This window comes from Pseudoalteromonas sp. PS1M3 (genome assembly GCF_016865405.1).
In the GTDB taxonomy this organism is placed as follows: domain Bacteria; phylum Pseudomonadota; class Gammaproteobacteria; order Enterobacterales; family Alteromonadaceae; genus Pseudoalteromonas; species Pseudoalteromonas marina.
Genome location: NZ_AP022625.1, coordinates 506,578 through 524,530 on the forward strand (window position 1 = coordinate 506,578; position 17,953 = coordinate 524,530).

19 protein-coding genes are annotated in these 17,953 nt (G+C 37.1%); 5 read left to right on the forward strand and 14 right to left on the reverse strand.

All coding sequences use genetic code 11. The features are described from left to right. Positions 1–5 precede the first annotated feature (5 nt). The 4 genes from betB to PS1M3_RS18975 all read right to left on the reverse strand — a co-directional run bounded on the left by betB (position 6) and on the right by PS1M3_RS18975 (position 3,101). Complete coding sequence (gene betB / locus PS1M3_RS18960; protein WP_203987475.1) at positions 6–1,469, reverse strand: betaine-aldehyde dehydrogenase; 1,464 nt, start codon at positions 1,467–1,469, stop codon at positions 6–8. Between the two features lies 1 nt (position 1,470). Continuing rightward, positions 1,471–2,046, reverse strand: a complete 576-nt coding sequence (gene betI, locus PS1M3_RS18965; protein WP_203988060.1) for a transcriptional regulator BetI — start codon at positions 2,044–2,046, stop codon at positions 1,471–1,473. A gap of 492 nt (positions 2,047–2,538) precedes the next feature. Further along, positions 2,539–2,844 (reverse strand): hypothetical protein, encoded by a 306-nt coding sequence (locus PS1M3_RS18970; RefSeq protein WP_203987477.1) that lies wholly within the window; start codon positions 2,842–2,844, stop codon positions 2,539–2,541. Beyond that, entirely contained in the window at positions 2,844–3,101 is a 258-nt protein-coding gene (locus tag PS1M3_RS18975; protein WP_039037417.1) for a DUF3081 domain-containing protein, read from the reverse strand. The genes PS1M3_RS18970 and PS1M3_RS18975 overlap by 1 nt, the downstream gene beginning before the upstream one ends. 145 nt (positions 3,102–3,246) lie before the next feature. Here PS1M3_RS18975 and PS1M3_RS18980 point away from each other — a divergent pair, with 145 nt between their 5' ends. The 3 genes from PS1M3_RS18980 (at position 3,247) to PS1M3_RS18990 (ending at position 6,174) form a co-directional block, all read left to right on the forward strand. Then, complete coding sequence (locus PS1M3_RS18980) at positions 3,247–4,527, forward strand: flavohemoglobin expression-modulating QEGLA motif protein (RefSeq protein WP_010556258.1); 1,281 nt, start codon at positions 3,247–3,249, stop codon at positions 4,525–4,527. A 238-nt stretch (positions 4,528–4,765) separates the two neighbouring features. After that, on the forward strand, positions 4,766–5,143 hold the full coding sequence (locus PS1M3_RS18985; protein ID WP_054983595.1) for a hypothetical protein: 378 nt from the start codon (positions 4,766–4,768) through the stop codon (positions 5,141–5,143). 296 nt (positions 5,144–5,439) lie between these two features. Then, positions 5,440–6,174 (forward strand): SHOCT domain-containing protein, encoded by a 735-nt coding sequence (locus tag PS1M3_RS18990; protein ID WP_203987479.1) that lies wholly within the window; start codon positions 5,440–5,442, stop codon positions 6,172–6,174. A gap of 79 nt (positions 6,175–6,253) precedes the next feature. Here PS1M3_RS18990 and PS1M3_RS18995 read toward each other — a convergent pair whose 3' ends face one another. From PS1M3_RS18995 to PS1M3_RS19035, 9 genes are all read right to left on the reverse strand, one after another. Further along, a complete protein-coding gene (locus PS1M3_RS18995; protein ID WP_239104503.1) occupies positions 6,254–6,847 on the reverse strand; it encodes a recombinase family protein in 594 nt (197 codons plus the stop codon). Positions 6,848–7,131: 284 nt separating this feature from the next. Continuing rightward, positions 7,132–7,800, reverse strand: a complete 669-nt coding sequence (locus PS1M3_RS19000) for a hypothetical protein (protein ID WP_203987481.1) — start codon at positions 7,798–7,800, stop codon at positions 7,132–7,134. A gap of 551 nt (positions 7,801–8,351) precedes the next feature. Then, positions 8,352–8,807 carry a hypothetical protein gene (locus PS1M3_RS19005; protein ID WP_203987484.1) on the reverse strand — a complete coding sequence of 152 codons (456 nt, stop codon included), beginning with the start codon at positions 8,805–8,807 and terminating at the stop codon, positions 8,352–8,354. Positions 8,808–8,913: 106 nt separating this feature from the next. Further along, positions 8,914–9,141 carry a hypothetical protein gene (locus PS1M3_RS19010; RefSeq protein ID WP_203987486.1) on the reverse strand — a complete coding sequence of 76 codons (228 nt, stop codon included), beginning with the start codon at positions 9,139–9,141 and terminating at the stop codon, positions 8,914–8,916. A 136-nt stretch (positions 9,142–9,277) separates the two neighbouring features. Continuing rightward, positions 9,278–10,843 (reverse strand): hypothetical protein, encoded by a 1,566-nt coding sequence (locus tag PS1M3_RS19015; RefSeq protein ID WP_203987489.1) that lies wholly within the window; start codon positions 10,841–10,843, stop codon positions 9,278–9,280. A gap of 273 nt (positions 10,844–11,116) precedes the next feature. Beyond that, positions 11,117–11,920, reverse strand: coding sequence for a DUF1338 domain-containing protein (locus PS1M3_RS19020; RefSeq protein ID WP_203987492.1), 804 nt, complete (start codon positions 11,918–11,920; stop codon positions 11,117–11,119). A 22-nt stretch (positions 11,921–11,942) separates the two neighbouring features. Beyond that, complete coding sequence (gene astD / locus PS1M3_RS19025) at positions 11,943–13,409, reverse strand: succinylglutamate-semialdehyde dehydrogenase (RefSeq protein WP_203987495.1); 1,467 nt, start codon at positions 13,407–13,409, stop codon at positions 11,943–11,945. Between the two features lie 7 nt (positions 13,410–13,416). Then, positions 13,417–14,451, reverse strand: coding sequence for an arginine N-succinyltransferase (gene astA / locus PS1M3_RS19030; RefSeq protein ID WP_203987498.1), 1,035 nt, complete (start codon positions 14,449–14,451; stop codon positions 13,417–13,419). A 45-nt stretch (positions 14,452–14,496) separates the two neighbouring features. Next, on the reverse strand, positions 14,497–15,702 hold the full coding sequence (locus PS1M3_RS19035) for an aspartate aminotransferase family protein (RefSeq protein ID WP_203987501.1): 1,206 nt from the start codon (positions 15,700–15,702) through the stop codon (positions 14,497–14,499). 182 nt (positions 15,703–15,884) lie between these two features. On the opposite strand from PS1M3_RS19035, the gene PS1M3_RS19040 reads away from it, so the two are divergent. Continuing rightward, positions 15,885–16,313, forward strand: coding sequence for an Lrp/AsnC family transcriptional regulator (locus tag PS1M3_RS19040; RefSeq protein WP_006791771.1), 429 nt, complete (start codon positions 15,885–15,887; stop codon positions 16,311–16,313). Positions 16,314–16,346: 33 nt separating this feature from the next. Here PS1M3_RS19040 and PS1M3_RS19045 read toward each other — a convergent pair whose 3' ends face one another. Then, positions 16,347–17,261 carry a hypothetical protein gene (locus PS1M3_RS19045; protein ID WP_203987504.1) on the reverse strand — a complete coding sequence of 305 codons (915 nt, stop codon included), beginning with the start codon at positions 17,259–17,261 and terminating at the stop codon, positions 16,347–16,349. A 387-nt stretch (positions 17,262–17,648) separates the two neighbouring features. Here PS1M3_RS19045 and PS1M3_RS19050 point away from each other — a divergent pair, with 387 nt between their 5' ends. After that, a complete protein-coding gene (locus tag PS1M3_RS19050; RefSeq protein ID WP_008127875.1) occupies positions 17,649–17,951 on the forward strand; it encodes an isoamylase early set domain-containing protein in 303 nt (100 codons plus the stop codon). Positions 17,952–17,953: the final 2 nt, after the last annotated feature.

The following is a 17,953-nucleotide window of genomic DNA, read 5'->3' on the forward strand; positions in this document are numbered from 1 at the left end:
GCGCCTTAAAATGGGCTTTCTATGTCGGCCATACCAACATAAATAGACTTGGTTTGCGTGTAATGATCAAGTGTTTCTATGCCATTTTCACGGCCAATACCAGATTGCTTATAACCACCAACAGGCATTTCAGCAGGTGAGTTACCATAGGCATTAATCCAACAAATACCGGCTTCTAATTGATGAATTACGCGGTGTGCGCGTTTAATATCGCTAGTAAACACGCCTGCAGCTAGGCCTAGGTGAGTACCATTAGCCCGTGCAATTACATCGTCTTCGTCTTCAAAAACGAGTACGCTCATTACTGGGCCGAATATTTCTTCTTTAACGATAGTCATTTCATCGTTGCAATCAATAAACACGGTAGGTGCAACAAAGTAACCATTAGGCGCTGATTCAGGTGAAAGCGTTGACCCACCGGTAAGCAGTGTTGCGCCTTCCTCAATCCCTTTTTTAACATAACTCATTACTAAGTCTTGATGCTTTTTAGAGATAAGCGCACCAAAGTTAGTGTTTAAATCTTGCGGGTCGCCCGCAATAATATTGTTCTCTGTTCGCGTTTTAAGTTCATCAATAAATTGCTGATATATATTTTTATGAACGTAAATACGTGTACAGTTAGTGCAAATTTCGCCTTGGGTATAAAAGTTACCTAGCATGGCTGCGCTTACTGCTTGCTCTATATTTGCATCATCAAACACAACAAGCGGCGACTTACCGCCAAGCTCCATGGTTACGTCTTTTAATGTACCTGAAGCGCTTGCTACTACTTTTTTACCTGTGCCTACTTCGCCAGTGAACGACACTTTGTCAATTTCACTGTGTGCAGTTAACCATTGGCCTACGTCACCTGCACCTTGAACTACGTTAAATACGCCAGCAGGTACGCCCGCTTCTACAAAAATTTCGGCAAGTTTAATAGCGCCTAGTGGCGTTTCTTCAGATGGTTTAAATATAAATGCGTTGCCAGCAGCAAGGGCTGGGCCTGATTTCCAACATGCTATTTGTAGAGGGTAGTTCCATGCACCAATACCGGCACAAATACCTAATGGCTCTTTACGTGTATAGTAAAAGTCTTCGCCTACCATTTGTTGTTGGCCAACTTGCGCAGGTGCTAAGCCTGCAAAGTATTCAATTACATCGGCGCCGGTTTCTATATCAACACAGTTTGCTTCTTGCATTGGCTTACCGGTATCAAGCACTTCTATTAAGGCAAGCTCATCGTTACGTTCGCGAAGTATTGCCACAGCGTTTAATAAAATACGGCTGCGTTCAATAGGGGCCATTTTAGACCACTGTGCAAAACCTTGCTTTGCACTTTCAATGGCTGCGTTTTGAACAAATTCATCGGCAACTTCGACACTGTAAATAACTTCACCTGTTGCAGGGTTAGTTACATCAAAAGTTTCACCGCTTTGGTTAGCAAGAAAATGGCCATTAATAAAATTTTGATAGACTGGTGTGCTCACGCTAGGCTCCATATTGCTTGATGAGTGAATTTACATAGCTTTTTGCTAGAGTTTCACTGTGTTTAAACTGGTTTTTGTCTGATTTACTCAATACTGCTCTCAACCATAGGCCATCAATCATAGCGGCGCTAAGTTCAGCAGCTTGTTTTGCTTGCTCAATAGGCATTAATTGCTTAAATGAGAATGCTAAATTACTTTGCAAGCGTTTACTGTTTACATTTTGCAGTCGGTGAAGTTCGTCATCGTGCATTGATTGCGCCCAAAAGCTCAACCAAGTTTTGGTTGTATCACTGCGCTGTTGTACAAGCGCAAAGTTAGCTTCAACAATAAGCATAAGGCGCTGTGTAGCGCTGGTGTTGTTGCACACTTTTTCAATAAGGTCTTTTTTAAGATTAGAAAGCAAATAACGAACAGTTGCTTCTATTAAACCCTGCTTACCACCAAAGTAATGACTAATAATGCCTGACGATAAACCCGCATTTTTACTAATGCTGTTTATAGTGGTTGCTTGTAATCCACGCATCGCCACTGACTCAATTGTCGCGTCAATTAACTGTTGACGCCTGACCGGTTCCATTCCAACTTTAGGCATAATTTTTATTAATTGAACGTTCAATAAAGATAAGCTTAAGGTAATAGCTCTAACAATTCAAGGGTGAAGTAAATAGTCATATACTAAAATGTAGATGAATTATTAATAAAACCAACAGGAGAAGTACTTAAGAAAATAGATGCAATAGATGGTTAATTGCTATTTAAAACAGTGATTTAAATGTTTTTTTAGAAATGCTTAAGAGTGTAATTATATCTTTACTCCTTGTTATCAAATAAAAGATGAATAAATTTATTTGAGTGGTAATAATTAGAGTACTAATAGTATTTTTTTAATCCAAGTGAGCACAAACACAACAATTACTTAGTGCACTAATAACTTAGGGAAGGTTAGTATTACTAGGGGCGCGGTAAGGCAACTAGCCCTGGCTAAATAATATTAACCACGCTAATTTGGAAATTACCTGAGGTTTTTTATTAGGCTTGTGTAGATGTTATTTAGTATAAATAATAGCTATTATTGTTCGCTAATCACGCCTTTGAATAGAAGGGGGTAACGTCTTAGGCGATTTCCAATATAGTCGTCAGCTAATATTTGTTCACAAATAAAATTAACATCATCACTTGCCTCAAATACCCAGTCAAAGCGTTCTATAGCGAGTAAAAACCCCCGTTTTAAATGGCGTTGGCTTCTGTATTGTTCCAGGTTATTTTGAATGACGGCGAGTTTAGATGGATCTGATTTAAGCGCAGCTATTACCTGATTAATAAAGGCAGTATTGAGCTTGCTGTCGCTGCGCTTTCTTACTTTTCTTGGATACATTATTCCTCGTTAGCAATATTGTGTAATTTTTTTAAGAAATCATCTTTATGTTTATCGTGCTCGTAATCAAGATGATAAGTGTTATGAAAACCAAAGCGTAATAGTACGCCACTACCTTGTAAATAAATTGTGTATCCATCTATATCTGAAAATGCAGTAACACCTTGATAATGCTTACCTTCATCGTTCGCTTCTCCGCGTTTTTGTATTCGCTCGTACACGGCAAGTATTTGTTTATTGTCGAGTTCATTTTTCATATTTTGCACCTTTAATTTCAAATTCAATACGTATTAGATATGAGGGTCGATCAGCTTAAAACAACAGATAAAATTGATTGATAATACTTGGCGATTTACTGTTTATAAATTATGCTCATGGTTCATTTTTTATTGAGCTTTCACCATGATAGACAAGGCGTTATTGCTTAAAACTCGTGAGTTATCAGACCAACTAATTGCACTTCAAACACCTATTCGAATTCTTGATGCAATAAATTGGGATAAACAGATCAAAGAGGAATTTTTTAGGCAAAAGTGTCAAAAAAACCCTCTAATAGATCGTGCATACTACCAACAGCGCGATTTAGGCTTTGTGCCTAGCGAGTTGCGTCAAGCGTTTTCAACATTACACCGAAACATTATTAACCAGTTAGGTCAGTTAAACCCCATTTCTCAATATATGGGTAAAATGTGTGGCGAATATAAAACGGTATTAAGTATGTTGGAGTACCGAGGTACTCCTGAATTTCATGATTTATCAGTTGAGCTTTTTGGTCATCCTAAAGATTTATTCCATGCGGGTGAGCCTTCACTCTCCGAGCTTGCGAATATGCTAGAGCAACCACTGCAAAATTTATTAATGGCCGATATTTTACCCGATGATCCTAAAAATATAGATGCTAGCGACGCGGTGCGAATTTTATCAGAGCAAGTTAATGCCAGTATGCCAGGAATAAATGTAGAGGTTATGTTGAGCGATGGGATTGTAAGCGACGCAGCAGCAGGTGCTAACAATATAAAGCTAAACCAAGATGTTAAATTTTCACAACGTGAATTAGATATATTAGAAGTACATGAAGGGTGGATTCATGTGGGCACGACTCAAAATGGTTTAGCCCAACCTTATTTAACCTGTTTAAGTAAGGGCACACCAAGCTCAACAGTAACACAAGAGGGCTTAGCAGTATTAACTGAAATTATTACTCTAAAATCTACCCCTAGGCGCTTATCGAAATTAGTTAATCGGATTCAAGCGGTCACCAAAGTAATTGATGGGGCTGAATTTGTTGATATATACCGAGATTACGTAGCTCAAGGAATATCTAAAGACGATAGTTATACGTTGGCTCAGCGTGTATTTAGAGGCAGCACAGCAACAGGATTACCGTTTACTAAAGACATTGCCTACATAAAAGGCTTTGTTTTAGTGTATAACTTAATACGTGTGGCAATTCAGTTAGGGCGAATCGATCAGTTACCGTTGTTATTAGTCGGTAAGTTGTCTATTGATGATTTTAGATTAATTTCCCAGCTTCATGATTTAGGTGTGATTGAAAGCCCTAAGTTTGTTCCCCCGCATTTTAAAGATTTACGCGGACTAGCAACATGGTTGAGTTTTGGGCGCTTTATTGGTGACTTATCTTTTGAACAACTAGAAAACGACTATAAACCCTTGTTTTTATGATGTAGGTATTTTATCTGCATGCTTAAGTTCGTGAGCATAAAAAAGCCCGTAAGGGCTTTTTTACTTCCTAAAAGCGTCACTTAGTAAGTGATTGTGTTACATACTTTAGACTTTTGTGTACAAAATGGAAGACTAGTTATTAAAAATTATGCTGCTTGCCCTGTTATAAAGTTTCTTGTGTCAGTATGTATAGGGTGCTAAGTTCTATAAAGTTGGACTAAAATTACAGGGAAAGTAAATGTTTAAAATAGAAACCATTAAAACACATCTCAAAAGTATCAGTTGGTCAGATATAAACCTTTATTCAAGTATCTTACTTAAGATAACAAGTATCTTATTTTTATTATTCTTAGCTGCATCACTAGTTAGTATAAAATTACAGTTTTCCCATTCAGGGCCTAGTTGTGACAGTTATAAAAGTGACTTTCAATACTGGTTAAACAATCAAGGTGAAAAAAAGAGCAGAGTCTTATCTGTCGAGACATCAAGAGTACAATTGCAAAATGGTACAACTAAGTGCTTTGGTACTTTAGAAGATGAAGAGGGCAATTATAAAAGTTGGTCAGGCGAAGTCACCCAGTTGGATGATGGTGGAATAATAGGAAAAGCAAATTAAATTCTACAATAAATTAGATAACAAGAAACTTTTTTGTACTTTAAAATATTGGATCTGGGTGCTAATGGTCTTAAACGCGTAGATACTCAGCCCGAAAATATATCGGTCATAAATACAAAATACTAGGGCTTCATTTCTATTAGCTCTTATCTGACGAACTGATATGGTCTATCAGCGGACGTTGTTAAAATCTGTGTTAACGTGAAAAATGCAAGAACTGACACCATTTTATATTTTTCACTTACTTGTGTGATGTAAACCACAAAATTGCTTAATAAATAGATACGGGAATAAATATGGATATAGTGTTGTTTTTAATGGGTGCTATAGGTATGGGGATATATTTTTGGATAAAGGACTCTAACCTAAAGGAAAAACAGAAATCATTAGAAAAAAGAATCAAAGGAACTGATGGTTTTACCGTAACTCAATTTTATATTGCAAGTACTGGGAATAAAGGGATTGCATTTGATGAAGCCAATAAAAAATTTGCAATTTGCTCATCAGAAATGAAAACAACTAAGACTTTTAGTTATCAAGATATTCTATCAGCTGAGATTTTCTATGATGGCAACACTGTAACTAAAACCAATCGAGTTAGCCAAATAGGTGGTGCTTTAATTGGAGGACTTGCTCTAGGTGGGCTTGGTGCCGTTGTAGGAGGCTTATCAGGAAAAAAGAAATCGAAAAAAGAAATTGAAAAGATTGAGCTTAGGATAATCGTAAACGACAAAGAGTCTCCAGTTCAAGATATCATATTTTTAAACACTAAATGCAAAGAGTGGACTCCGCTCTTCAAAGAATCAGAAAAGTCAGTTCGGCATTGGTTTGCAATCGTTTCACTACTAATTAATGAGGCTGATAAATATGATGAGAGAAACCTAAAAGAACTGAAATCATTAAGTCCCATTAAAGAAAATAAAAGCTCATTAGTCGAAAGTTTAAATGAGCTAAATGAATTGTTTCAAAAAGGTATTTTAACAGAAGAAGAATTTTATAAAGCTAAACAAAAAACTCTGAATGATTCTTAAAATAAAAGTATTTTTAAGGGAGGCGTTCTGGACATAGCTATGGCACAAACCTGACAGGCTAAGTTAACGCAATGCTTAGTCATGTAAGGTTTTCACTTTTAATATAACGGTATAGGGTTGCTATACTTATACCCGTAGCACGAGCAGCTTTCATTTTAGAGTAATCTAGCTTAGTCATAAGATTGATAGCTTCTTTACAAGCTTTAATGGTTTTAGGTGATTGCTTCTTACCTTGATATTTACCTTCTTTCTTTGCTCTATCTATCCCAATACGTTGTTTTTCTAGTATGTCTTCACGCTGCATCTCTGCCACTGCTGCTAGGGTAGTTAATACAAGTTTTCCCATTGAACTTGTAACATCAATACCGCCTAAATCGTCTACGATAACGGCTACAGCCCTTTCTTTCATTAGCTCAATAAACTCTAAAACCTGTACAGTATTACGACCTAGCCTCGATACCGATAGCACTACAATAGTATCTCCAGAGGCTACCTTTTCTTTTAGTTCATTAAATACAGGTCTGTCTGTAGATTTACCACTTTCTTGTTCTTTGTAAACTGTAGCATCACTATGTCTTTCCTTAAGCTTAGCAACTTGTTGGTCTACATTCTGATCTGTAGTGCTTGTACGTGCATAGATATATTTAGCCATTGATAAAACCTTAAATCGCATCTTTAGAGTACCCTAATGATAATCGACTCTTTTAAGTTGGTCAACATGTAAAAGATATGGTTTTTGGGTTGCTGCTATAGGCCATAGCCCAGTGATAGGAGAAATTAATATAGGATAATGAGTAGGTTAAATGCTGATCTTAGTATATTAATATATAATTAATTACATGGCATAAAACGCTATAAGCATTGTATTTACTAGCTTTAGCGCTTTTTTGAAGAGGTTTTATCTTTTTTATGCATAAATGGTGTTTGGTTTTCTCGGTACGTTTAACGCAGAGTGAGTTATGCAGCTTTGTTGAGTGCCGTTTTCATGCTCTTTTTAAAGTTAGTTCGTACTGGTTGATACCCAATTTCAGCTTGGGAAACACTTGTGTCAACCTTAGCTATGTAACCACCTATATATACAGCATTAGCAATGAGGTTAGGTTTACTCTTTGTAGGATATAACTCTATCGATGTCTTATTGATGTTAGTTAAATCACTGTACCCAATAGGGTACATAAGATTAAGTCTGTGATCACTGCCTCTTGATACATAGTGACAAGTAATTAAACCATCTTTGATAAGTGATTTTAAGGCACTTAATAGAGTTCTAGGGCTTGTTAAATCTCTGTCTAATACTAAACCTATGTGAAAATGAACTCCATCTTGAGTAGTGTTAGATTCTACCTTAGAGAAATACAAGGGATTACCTACACTAATTTTAGCGATGAAAGCATTTATTATTTTAGTATATTGCTTACCATCAAAACCAATTGAGGGAGTAATACGGATACAGTAAAAACATGGCCTATTGTACTCACCACTGAATGCTGCATACTCTATCAAATCTGTTATTGACCTTATGTATTCTTGTATATAACCGTTTTCTTTATGCAATAACTCATAGTGATGGTTTGTGGTATAACCAGAGTTAATATAGTTGTTTTTCCTTATTTCTAATGCTGGCATCTGTCTTTCCTTCTTGTATTCTTGCTGTCTCCTTTAGAGATAAAATGTATAAAACTCTTAGTTATAGTTATATACCGTAAAATTTGAGCATGATACTGAACAACTAATCAGACACGCAGAGTTAACGATCATATAGGTTGTAGCTCTATATAATGAAATTTAGAATCATTGTTTAAATAAGATTTAGAGTAATAAGTGGGGGGTATTGATTTTAAATTAAAAAATTCAATATCTTTGATATTATTGTTTGTTTTTATCTTTATGTCAACAAATAAATTCCACAGTTAAAAGTTTATTTAGATCGGATAAGTCAAACTTATTAATCCTCATGTATCCGAATGCGGTCAAATCAGACTTTTTGAAAATTTGATGCTAACGAATTTTATATTCAACTTTGGTTTCTATCACGTTTATTTCTTCCATTTTATTGAAGCTAACACGCTTGCAGTTATTATTCTTATGAGGAGGGCAGTATTAGCAGAGGTTTTTGTTATTAAGGTGAATACTTAGCTATATAGCCTAAAGTATGCTGAACGCTGTTACAGAGAGGTTTAATTTGATTGTAGCGCTTTCAAAAGACTGGCCTTAAACTTTGCATTATCTTCTTCTTGGTTTTTAGTATGAATTTTAGCTTTTTCTAGTAAGGCTTCCTCTAACTCTCTATCCAACCACTCATTTTGTTGTTCGGTAATCCACTTATCGTATTCATTTCTTGCAACTTTTAAAGCTTGCTCCAGTACTTTTTTACTTTCCGCTGGAGGTAGTTCAAATACTAGAATGTACTTACCTGATAAGCTCTTACACAATTCAGCTGCGATCTTGTATTTTGATTTTAATTTGGTATCTATTTCTTTCAATGCTTGTGGGAAATTATTAAAAACTTGCTTTTTATACTTCCCTTCCCGTTCATGTGTTTTGGTTGTAAGTACTTCTAAATTAGCTAATTTAGCTTCATTAGTGAAATCGGGCATTCTTGCTTTTAATTCTTGTATTAAATCAGTATGCATGGAGAGTTTCCTTTTTATTATATTAAGTTATTAGAAAGATAAGCTTTTACCCCGACTGTTGAGGATAGCTAAAGGGTAAAAGCTTACAAAATGGAAGTGTGTTGGTTTACTTTTTTAGAATGGTGCAAACAGCAGTATGAATAGGTACACCTTTATTTATTAAACGCATAATTTTACGATAATTGCTGTTGTTTCCGTGCTCGTCAAAAGTGAAACCTAGTGCTAATAAAATCGATTTAACAGTGGTTAATGTATTAACGGGTTTTGAGCTGATCAATTTACCATCAGACAGGCGGTATTGCTCATCGATTAACTTTCGAATAGTGATGTACATTTTGTTCTTCTTATGTGTGTAGTTATATGAGAGGAGGTTTTATTGCTTTGTTATATTATAACAAAATGTGAATGGTTTGTAAACCCATGTACAGAATGAGGTATATTAATAGATAAGACTTACTTAGTTAATATCGTTATTCATAATGAATTTTGTTAATTAAAAACTGTGCAATTTCTAGGTTCGTGTTTGTATAATTAACAGTTACACTATTATTACCATGCCCGAAAACTTTATACTTCATCTCATTACTTTCATCCTGAAACATAGAAATCACACCATGTCTTAAACTATATAAGCTTTGAAGCTCACCTGCTTGGTTTAGAGAGGGAATATCAAATTTAACTCTGTAACGGTTAAAGTTATTTGTAAGCATGGAAGACGTAAGCGCAAATAGTGGCTCATTACTTTGAATATTAGTCCAGTAGTCTATAAATCCGCGATTAATAAATTCCTTGTGTATAGGCACTTTACGGGTTGCATTAACAGTTTTACCTTCCTTTATGTTGAAATACCATACCTGTGTATCCTCATCTTTAATGACGTCTTCTTTGATTAATGCTGCGACCTCTTTGTTCCTCATACCATGGTAAGCCATAACTAAAACAGGCCATGAATAAAGATCATCCAAATTGGAAAAGCAGTGATGAACTATTTCTGATGTCTTTTCATTTGATAAAGGTGTTCTTTTTAAAACCCGCATATTTCTAGGAATTGTAAGTTCAGCATTTTCTATAGGGTTTATGGTTATATAGTTGTTTTTAAGGCATATTTTGAAAAAGTCTTTAAGTACAACTTTCAAGCTCTTTATCATTTCATAACCGTAAAGGTCGGCTTTATTTATTTTTATTTCATCTTGATCAATTATAGCAAGCCTTAACTTTCTTTCTTCATTACTACCTTTTTTACTAGAAAAGAAGCCATACTGCTTCCTCGTAGCCGCACTAATATTTAATTTTGGTAAAGTAGAGTAGATCAGCCAGAACTCTTCTAAGCCATGAAAACTGATTTCATCTACATGCACATTGTCAAAAAATATAAGTATATCTTTTAGAATACCTTTATACTTATTTATAGTGCTTTTATTACTAAGACCTGTTTTTTTATCCCAATATTCGTGTACTAAGCTTTCTAAATCAGTGACTAAAGGAGCTGTACTTTGGGTTTTCAATTTCGGCGTATCACTAGGAATTGTTGGGAGGGGTATCTCAAACTTTTTATAAAGCTCTTCTAGCTCCATTCTAAATTTAATACTGTGGTCTCTACTATTAGCAGAGGCAAGCCTTTGAGCGTGTTCTTTTAGTTGTTGGTCTAAATATGAGGCTTTTTCTTTAAAAACTGATGGGTAATCTAGGGCATCATACAGCTCTAAATTAGTAATTTCCCATGCTGCATTTTCATTGTCATATTTAGCAATATGCTCTACTGGGTGAGCTTTTTTTGAGGCTTTAATGAGTTGTTTGCTCATCCATTCTTTATAACTAATATATTTAGACTTAACTTCTTCTGGGACAGGATATCCCGTGGCCTCATGCCTATAAAAACTCATTATTACAGCTTCATGTCTTTTATACCAAGTTTCATAGTAGTGCTGCGCAGTAACCGAAAACGGTTGTGTGATTGCCTTACCTAGTCTACCTAGCTCATTTGCTCTATTTGATATAAGGACTTTAATAAAGTCGTCTAATTCTTCCTTGGTCACAGCATTACCTAATATTGCTTTGCTTTTTATGAAGCATACTATATCGGAAATGTAAGCTCTACATATACTGGGGGAGTCAGTTTTAAGGCTCTTGCGGTAAAAGGATTGACCTAACCTTATATTCAAGTGATAAGTTTCGTTTCTTTTGATTGCATGCTTAATTGTGTACATTAAAAGTGTCCAAATGTGTGACACTCTTTTAGGTTTTTATATAGCTATATGAAAATATAGACATAAAAAAAGCCCGTAAGGGCTTTTTTTGTTTTCATCAAATTAGCGTGCGTTAGTGCTTTCAAATATTTTATCAGCTGAAGCTGCAACAAACCCCGTGTAAAGTTCGCCATCGGCTTTCGGGTATCGAATGGCAAATTCATAAAAACAACTAGGGATACGTAGCTCGCCATCGCTAAAGGTAACGGCGTAATCATCAGCAAGCGTTGATGATTGCTCTAATAGCACTTCTGGTGAGCCTTTTACTTCGCCGCCTGATGTATTAAGCGCAAAGCCTGCATCTTTAAGCGCTTGGTTAACATCGTGAATGTTATCAAACTTGGCAAGCATATTAATATTTACAGTAAAGTGGTTTGCACGGTAGCCCCATGCCGACATCCACGCAGCATATTCGCTTTCTGCTAATAATTGCTTGTAGGTTTCACCGCTTACTTGCCAATGGGTGCCTGAGTATAAAAAGTTATCGGCAATTACTGCGTTTTCATCTATTTGCTCTACCATATCTGTCACAATGGCTTGTAACTCTGGTGAACACTTTTCAACTAATAACTCAGAGATAAATACTTTAGGTTGCTTAGGATCGCTGTGTTCGTAGTGTTTAGCGTATAGCTTTTTAGCTTCAAAGTGGTATTCGCCGCACTCTGTGTAACCTAACGCTAAAAAGTGTGCTGCTAGTTTTTCAAGGCCTACTTTTTCTATATTGAACGTACGTAACGCAATATGGTCGTTAATTATGTCGTCTTTTTGGGTTGAACCTAAAAGGTCATGAATTTTATCTGCCGATGGAGTAACGGCTAAATAGTTATCCCATAGGTTTTCAAATAATGTATTTACGTTGGTATGCATGTTAAATCCTTAAAAATGGGTATTATTCTATTACTAAGCCAGGTGCTAAAGTTTGCGGTAAATTTACTTTTTCTGATTCAACCGACGCAACAGGGTAAGCGCAGTAATCTGCCGCATAATATGCGCTAGCACGGTGATTACCACTTGCACCAATACCACCAAACGGCGCAGCACTAGAGGCTCCTGTAATAGGGCGGTTCCAATTGACAATGCCAGCACGAATACGTTTTAAAAAGTGGCTGTAATCATCTTCGTTATCGCTAAGTAAGCCTGCTGATAAACCAAAGCTGGTGTTATTTGCCTCTGCTATTGCGCTGTCAAAGTTGTTGTAGCGATACACTTTAATAAGCGGACCAAAGTGTTCTTCATCTGGCATGTTAGTGATATGTGTAACATCAATAATACCTGGGCTTACAAAGCCGGTGCCTGCTTTTAGCTGCTTAAGCTCAACGAGTATTTCGCCGCCGCTTTTAACTAATTCATTTTGCGCAGCAACCATACCAAGGGCTGCTTTTTCGCTTATCATTGCACCCATAAATGGCTGGTCAGTTGCAAAACTGTCGTCAACAACAATATTTTTAGTCGCGCTAATTAGTTTTTCTAAAATGGCATCGCCATTGGTTGAATTCTCAATAAACACGCGGCGGGCACAAGTACAGCGCTGGCCAGAAGTAATAAAGCCAGACTGAATAATATCGTGCACTGCAGCGTTTATATCGGCTACATCTTTAACTATTAATGGGTTATTACCGCCCATTTCAAGTGCTAATATTTTATCTGGGTGGCCTGCAAACTGTTTATGTAATAAATGGCCGGTGTTTGAGCTGCCGGTAAAAAACAAGCCGTCTATGTTTTGATGCGAAGCAAGTGCTTTACCTGTTTCTACCTCACCTTGCACTAGGTTAATAACACCCGCTGGTAAGCCCGCTTTTAACCAAAGTGCTAAAGTAAATTCAGCAACGTGAGGTGTAAGCTCAGACGGTTTAAATACCACGGTGTTACCCGCTAAAATAGCCGGTACGATATGGCCGTTTGGTAAATGCCCAGGGAAGTTGTAAGGACCAAATATAGCTACAACGCCGTGTGGTTTATGGCGTATAAATGCTTTTGCTCCTGGCATTGGGTTTTCTGTGGTGCCGGTACGCTCATTATGGGCTTTGATAGAAATGGCCACTTTACCTGTCATAGCGCCTACTTCTGTGCGTGTTTCCCAAAGAGGCTTGCCGGTTTCGCGCGCTATAATGGCTGCAAATTCTTCGCTGTGCTCTTTTAATTGTGCTACAAAGTTTTCAAGTATGGTAATACGCGACTCAATTGGCGTATCGGCCCACTGTACTTGTGCGGCTCTAGCTGCATTAATTGCAGAATCTACTTGCTCGGCATTTGCGCCATTACCTTGCCATACAACTTCGCCGTTACTTGGGTTAACAGAGTTAAAAGCGGGGCCTTGGCCTGTTTGCCATTGGTTATTTATAAGGTGTGTGTTCATATTTGTTTTACAGGCGGAAAAAACGCGCTGCATCTCCTTGGGATAGATTAAGGGCATCAGCCACTTCTTGGCTTATTACTAATGTGTGCTTAGCGTGGTTATAGTGGGCGTGCTGGGTAAAGGTTGCTCTAAACCCACTTACACCTTGATTGCAAACGGCTAAAGTATCTGAGCTGTGCTGGCTAATATGTTCCAGCTCGCCAATTGTAATAGGGCATACTTGAGACTCACGAACACTGCGAATATTACCAAGCTTAGCTTCTACCGTTGGCCCTGCATCAAACAAATCAACATAGCCACGATGCTCAAAACCTTCTTTTTCGAGCAGTTTGAGCGCCGGTTTAGTTTTATCATGCACGTTGCCAATCACTGCTTGGGCTTTTTTACTGAGTAAGTTGACGTAAATGGGGTATTTAGGCATTAATTCACTAATAAACACTTTATCGCCAAGCCCCACTAAGTGATCAGCCTGAGGAAACTCAATACTAAAAAAGTGCTCTTGCAACCACTGCCAAAACGGTGAGTGACCATCTTCGTCGCTTACGCCGCGCATTTCAGCAATCACGGTATCGGCAAAGCGTTCGCTGTGCTGCGCCATAAATAAAAAGCGTGAGCGTGATAAAAAGCGCCCGGTTAAGCCTTTGCGGCTGTTTTCGCGCAAAAACAAAGTACATATTTCAGAGCATCCGGTGTAATCGTTACACATGCTTAAAATATCAACGGTGTTATAAACATTAAATGTAGGCGAGTGGTGTACTGTTTTACCTAAATGGTAATGGTACAGCGGCACCGATAAGCCAACAGCGGCTTCTATGGCGGTTGTGCCAATGACCTCACCTGTTTCACTGTCTTCTAAAACAAATAAGTAGCTTTCATCGAGTGGCTGATTGATATTTTTAGCAAAGCTTTTCTCGGCGCGGTCTATTTTGTCTTTTAATTGCTCATCATCCACAGGCAGTGAGGTAAACCCATGGCCCGATTCAATCGCAATTTGCTTAAGTGCAGCAAAATCTGCAGTGGTAATAGGACGTAATACTTGCATTTATTACTTGCTCCAACAGCGCGCCCTGAGGCGCGCTTAATTAAATTAGCCGTTTACTACGTCGCTTACTGCTTTTTCAAAGCGTGCTAGGCCTTCTTTAATATCTTCAAATGGAATAACTAAAGAAGGGGTAAAACGAATCACGTTCATGCCTGCAACAAGGTTCATTAAACCATTGTTAGCACTGGCAACTAAAAAGTCACGTGCGCGGCCTTCAAATTTATCGTTTAATACAGCGCCAATAAGTAAACCTTTACCACGTACTTCGCTAAATACGTTGTATTTTTCGTTTATTGCGTTTAAGCCATCGCGGAATAACTGTTCACGCTCTTTTACGCCGTTTAGTACATCAGGTGTATTTACGGTATCAAAGGCTGCTTCTGCTACTGCACAGGCAAGTGGGTTGCCACCGTACGTAGAGCCATGCGTACCTATTTTTAAATGCTCTGCAATAGCAGTGCGTGTGATCATCGCACCTATAGGAAAACCACCACCTAACGCTTTAGCGGTTGTTAAAATATCGGGTACTACACCTAAGCCTTCGTAAGCGTATAAATCGCCAGTGCGGCCAACGCCTGTTTGTACTTCATCAAAAATTAGCAGTGCATTGTGTTTAGTACATAATTCGCGTACTTTTTTAGCAAATTCGTCGGTAGGTGAAATAATGCCGCCTTCACCTTGAAGTGGCTCCATCATCACGGCACATGTTTTATCACTGATAAGTGCTTCAAATGCTGCAATATCGTTGTAATCACAATGCATAATGTCGCCAGGTTTTGGGCCAAAGCCATCAGAGTAAGCAGCTTGTCCACCCACCGTTACAGTAAAAAATGTACGACCGTGAAAACCTTTGTTAAACGCTATAATTTGTGACTTTTCTTCGCCGTGTACGTCAAGTGCAAAACGACGAGCAAGCTTCAGAGCCGCTTCGTTAGCTTCTGCACCTGAGTTTGCAAAATACACTTTATCAGCAAATGTCGCTTCAACCATTTTTTGTGCTAAACGCAGGGCAGGCTCATTAGTCATTACATTTGATAAGTGCCAAATTTTCTCGCCTTGCTCTTTTAGCGCATTAATAAGCGCTGGGTGACAGTGGCCTAAACAATTAACGGCAATACCGCCTGCAAAATCAATAAACTCATTGTCATTTTGATCCCATACACGTGAGCCTTCGCCTCGCACTGGAATAACAGCTGAAGGGTTGTAGTTTGGCACCATTACATCATTAAATAAGTCTCTTGTTACTTGCATTATGTACACCTAAAAATTGTGAATATTGAATAAAGATTAGCAAAATAAAAACGTTAGCGTTTTCTCAGCTAGGTAATTTTTGTTATTAGAGGTTATTATCGAAGGTTATAGGTTAAATTTGCAGTGCTATTTTGTGAAAATTGATTACAATAAAAGTCAAAATAACGAAATCAATAAGCAATATGATAACTCCACAAGATGAAAAGCTACTTTCTGTTCTTAAAACCAACGCCAGAGCGAGTATTTCTGACTTAGCTAGAATCCTTAATTTATCGCGTTCTACAGTGCAAAGTAGGATGCTTAAATTAGAAGAAACGGGTGTTATTAAAGGCTATAGCGTTGATTACGGCGATGCTTTTTTAAGTAAAATGGTATCGGCACATGTGTCAATAAAGGTGATTCAAAAGCTTACTACTAAGACGAATATTGAGCTAAAGCAAATTGATGCGATATCACAGCTTTATGCTATTAGTGGTGAGTTTGACTTAATTGCAGTTGTACAAGCACAAAACTTAGAAAAACTCAGCCACTTACTCGATGATATTGGTAATTTAGATGGTGTGGAACGCACAACTTCTTCGGTTATTTTAGAAACCAAGTTTAAACGTTGATGTACTTCCTATGTAAATTTATGTTTTATTGCACTATGGGAGAGCGCGTTTAACAACCACTTTTTTTGCTTTATCAAGTTTTATAAAGTAGGCATTACCACCAATTCCTTTAAACTCTTCGTCGGTGAATACAATTGTATTATCGTCATAAAAAGTGATGGCTTCTTTTTGCGTAACGATGCCTAAATCTATTTTAGACACATCACCAGAGAAAAACTGATCACCTTTAAAGTTCTCAAATAACCAAATACTGGTAGAGTCGAGTAGTACGAGTTTTTTACGATCTGGGCTTAACGCTGCAGAGGTTATCCAGCACAGTTTTTCCATTGTTGTACAGGTTTTAAATGATCCTATTAATTGGGCTTTAAAGTTAGCTGCGTGGTCGCCTACTTTATATAAATTTGTAATGCCATCAAAAGGTTCTGTGCGGTTTTTAGTGAATAAATAAAGGTGGCGACCCAAGGCTACAAACGCTTCTAGATCAAAATTACGATTACTTGGTTTTATTGGATTGCCATCCATTTCAGGATACGTAAACTTTATTATTTCGGCATTTGTTGTATCGGTTTTGATATCAATTGGATTCTCTATTTTATAAATAGTAAGCCAACGCCTATCATTTTTATTGTTGCCAAAATCACCTAAAAAGAAATGACCAAATTTATTTTGAGTCATGTCTTCCCAATCAATGTTTTTAGCATTAGATACTAAAATTTCTTGCGCAATCGACCCATCTCTATTTAAGCGGTAAAGTTTTGGATCGTCACCCCCATCATTAATTGCCCACAAGCGATCGCGCTTATCAAATTCAATGCCTGATATTTCTTTGAGTTTAGGGTCGAATGAAATTTCCTTTTTACTATATAAGGTGTAGATTGAGGAAATAATAAACACTGCGACAACTAAAAAAATGAATGCCGTAGTTAATAAAATGCTTTTTTTCAACATGAAATTTACGATATTTCAGAGCGTTAAATTGATGTGTATTATCACTGATGTGAATACGTAACAAAAGCAGTTTATTGAGTAAGCTCTCTTTTTACTTCAAACCAAGTCATCAGTGTAATAAAGGTAAGTATTAAATAGTTAAATCGCTCTAATTGGTTTGAAAATTGCTGTGTACTAAATATGTCATTCTTAATATCTATATTTTATGTTTTACGCACTAATAAAGTGCGATAAAAAAGACTTGTTGCACTGTAATATTGCGTAAACAAAATTTTGCTTTACTACAGTTAGCTTAAAGTTTGACTGAATACATTCCCACATTGCCAGCTTAAAAATAGGCCCTGTGGCAATAATTAAATACCTTTTACTGTTTAGTTGGAGCCTACTATGTTGCACAAACGATTTTTTAAAACAAAAGATGAAGCGGAAATCACCTTTGAATTTGCTCACCCAGATGCGCAAGAGGTCTGCTTAATTGGCGAGTTTAACAGCTGGCAGCCCGTGCCAATGAAGCTTAATAAAAAACAAGGTGTGTTTAAATGCAAACAACGCCTTCCTCTTGATCAACAATACCACTTTCGGTATTTAATAAATGGCGAATTTTGGGATAACGATCATAAAGCAGACGCTTATGAGGCTAACAGTTTTGGAACTGAAAATAGTATTGTTAATACCCAACGTATTAATTAAGG

Excerpts from the sequence above, each read along its gene's own strand:
- PS1M3_RS18980 (WP_010556258.1), top strand. The coding sequence starts at position 3,247 with ATGATAGACAAGGCGTTATTGCTTAAAACTCGTGAGTTATCAGACCAA.
- PS1M3_RS19010 (WP_203987486.1), bottom strand. The coding sequence starts at position 9,141 with ATGTACATCACTATTCGAAAGTTAATCGATGAGCAATACCGCCTGTCT.
- PS1M3_RS19035 (WP_203987501.1), bottom strand. The coding sequence starts at position 15,702 with ATGCAAGTAACAAGAGACTTATTTAATGATGTAATGGTGCCAAACTAC.
- PS1M3_RS19005 (WP_203987484.1), bottom strand. The coding sequence starts at position 8,807 with ATGCATACTGATTTAATACAAGAATTAAAAGCAAGAATGCCCGATTTC.
- astA (WP_203987498.1), bottom strand. The coding sequence starts at position 14,451 with ATGCAAGTATTACGTCCTATTACCACTGCAGATTTTGCTGCACTTAAG.
- PS1M3_RS18990 (WP_203987479.1), top strand. The coding sequence starts at position 5,440 with ATGGATATAGTGTTGTTTTTAATGGGTGCTATAGGTATGGGGATATAT.
- astD (WP_203987495.1), bottom strand. The coding sequence starts at position 13,409 with ATGAACACACACCTTATAAATAACCAATGGCAAACAGGCCAAGGCCCC.
- PS1M3_RS19045 (WP_203987504.1), bottom strand. The coding sequence starts at position 17,261 with ATGTTGAAAAAAAGCATTTTATTAACTACGGCATTCATTTTTTTAGTT.
- PS1M3_RS19020 (WP_203987492.1), bottom strand. The coding sequence starts at position 11,920 with ATGCATACCAACGTAAATACATTATTTGAAAACCTATGGGATAACTAT.
- PS1M3_RS19040 (WP_006791771.1), top strand. The coding sequence starts at position 15,885 with ATGATAACTCCACAAGATGAAAAGCTACTTTCTGTTCTTAAAACCAAC.
- PS1M3_RS18985 (WP_054983595.1), top strand. The coding sequence starts at position 4,766 with ATGTTTAAAATAGAAACCATTAAAACACATCTCAAAAGTATCAGTTGG.
- PS1M3_RS19000 (WP_203987481.1), bottom strand. The coding sequence starts at position 7,800 with ATGCCAGCATTAGAAATAAGGAAAAACAACTATATTAACTCTGGTTAT.
- betI (WP_203988060.1), bottom strand. The coding sequence starts at position 2,046 with ATGGAACCGGTCAGGCGTCAACAGTTAATTGACGCGACAATTGAGTCA.
- PS1M3_RS18970 (WP_203987477.1), bottom strand. The coding sequence starts at position 2,844 with ATGTATCCAAGAAAAGTAAGAAAGCGCAGCGACAGCAAGCTCAATACT.
- PS1M3_RS18975 (WP_039037417.1), bottom strand. The coding sequence starts at position 3,101 with ATGAAAAATGAACTCGACAATAAACAAATACTTGCCGTGTACGAGCGA.
- PS1M3_RS18995 (WP_239104503.1), bottom strand. The coding sequence starts at position 6,847 with ATGCGATTTAAGGTTTTATCAATGGCTAAATATATCTATGCACGTACA.
- PS1M3_RS19050 (WP_008127875.1), top strand. The coding sequence starts at position 17,649 with ATGTTGCACAAACGATTTTTTAAAACAAAAGATGAAGCGGAAATCACC.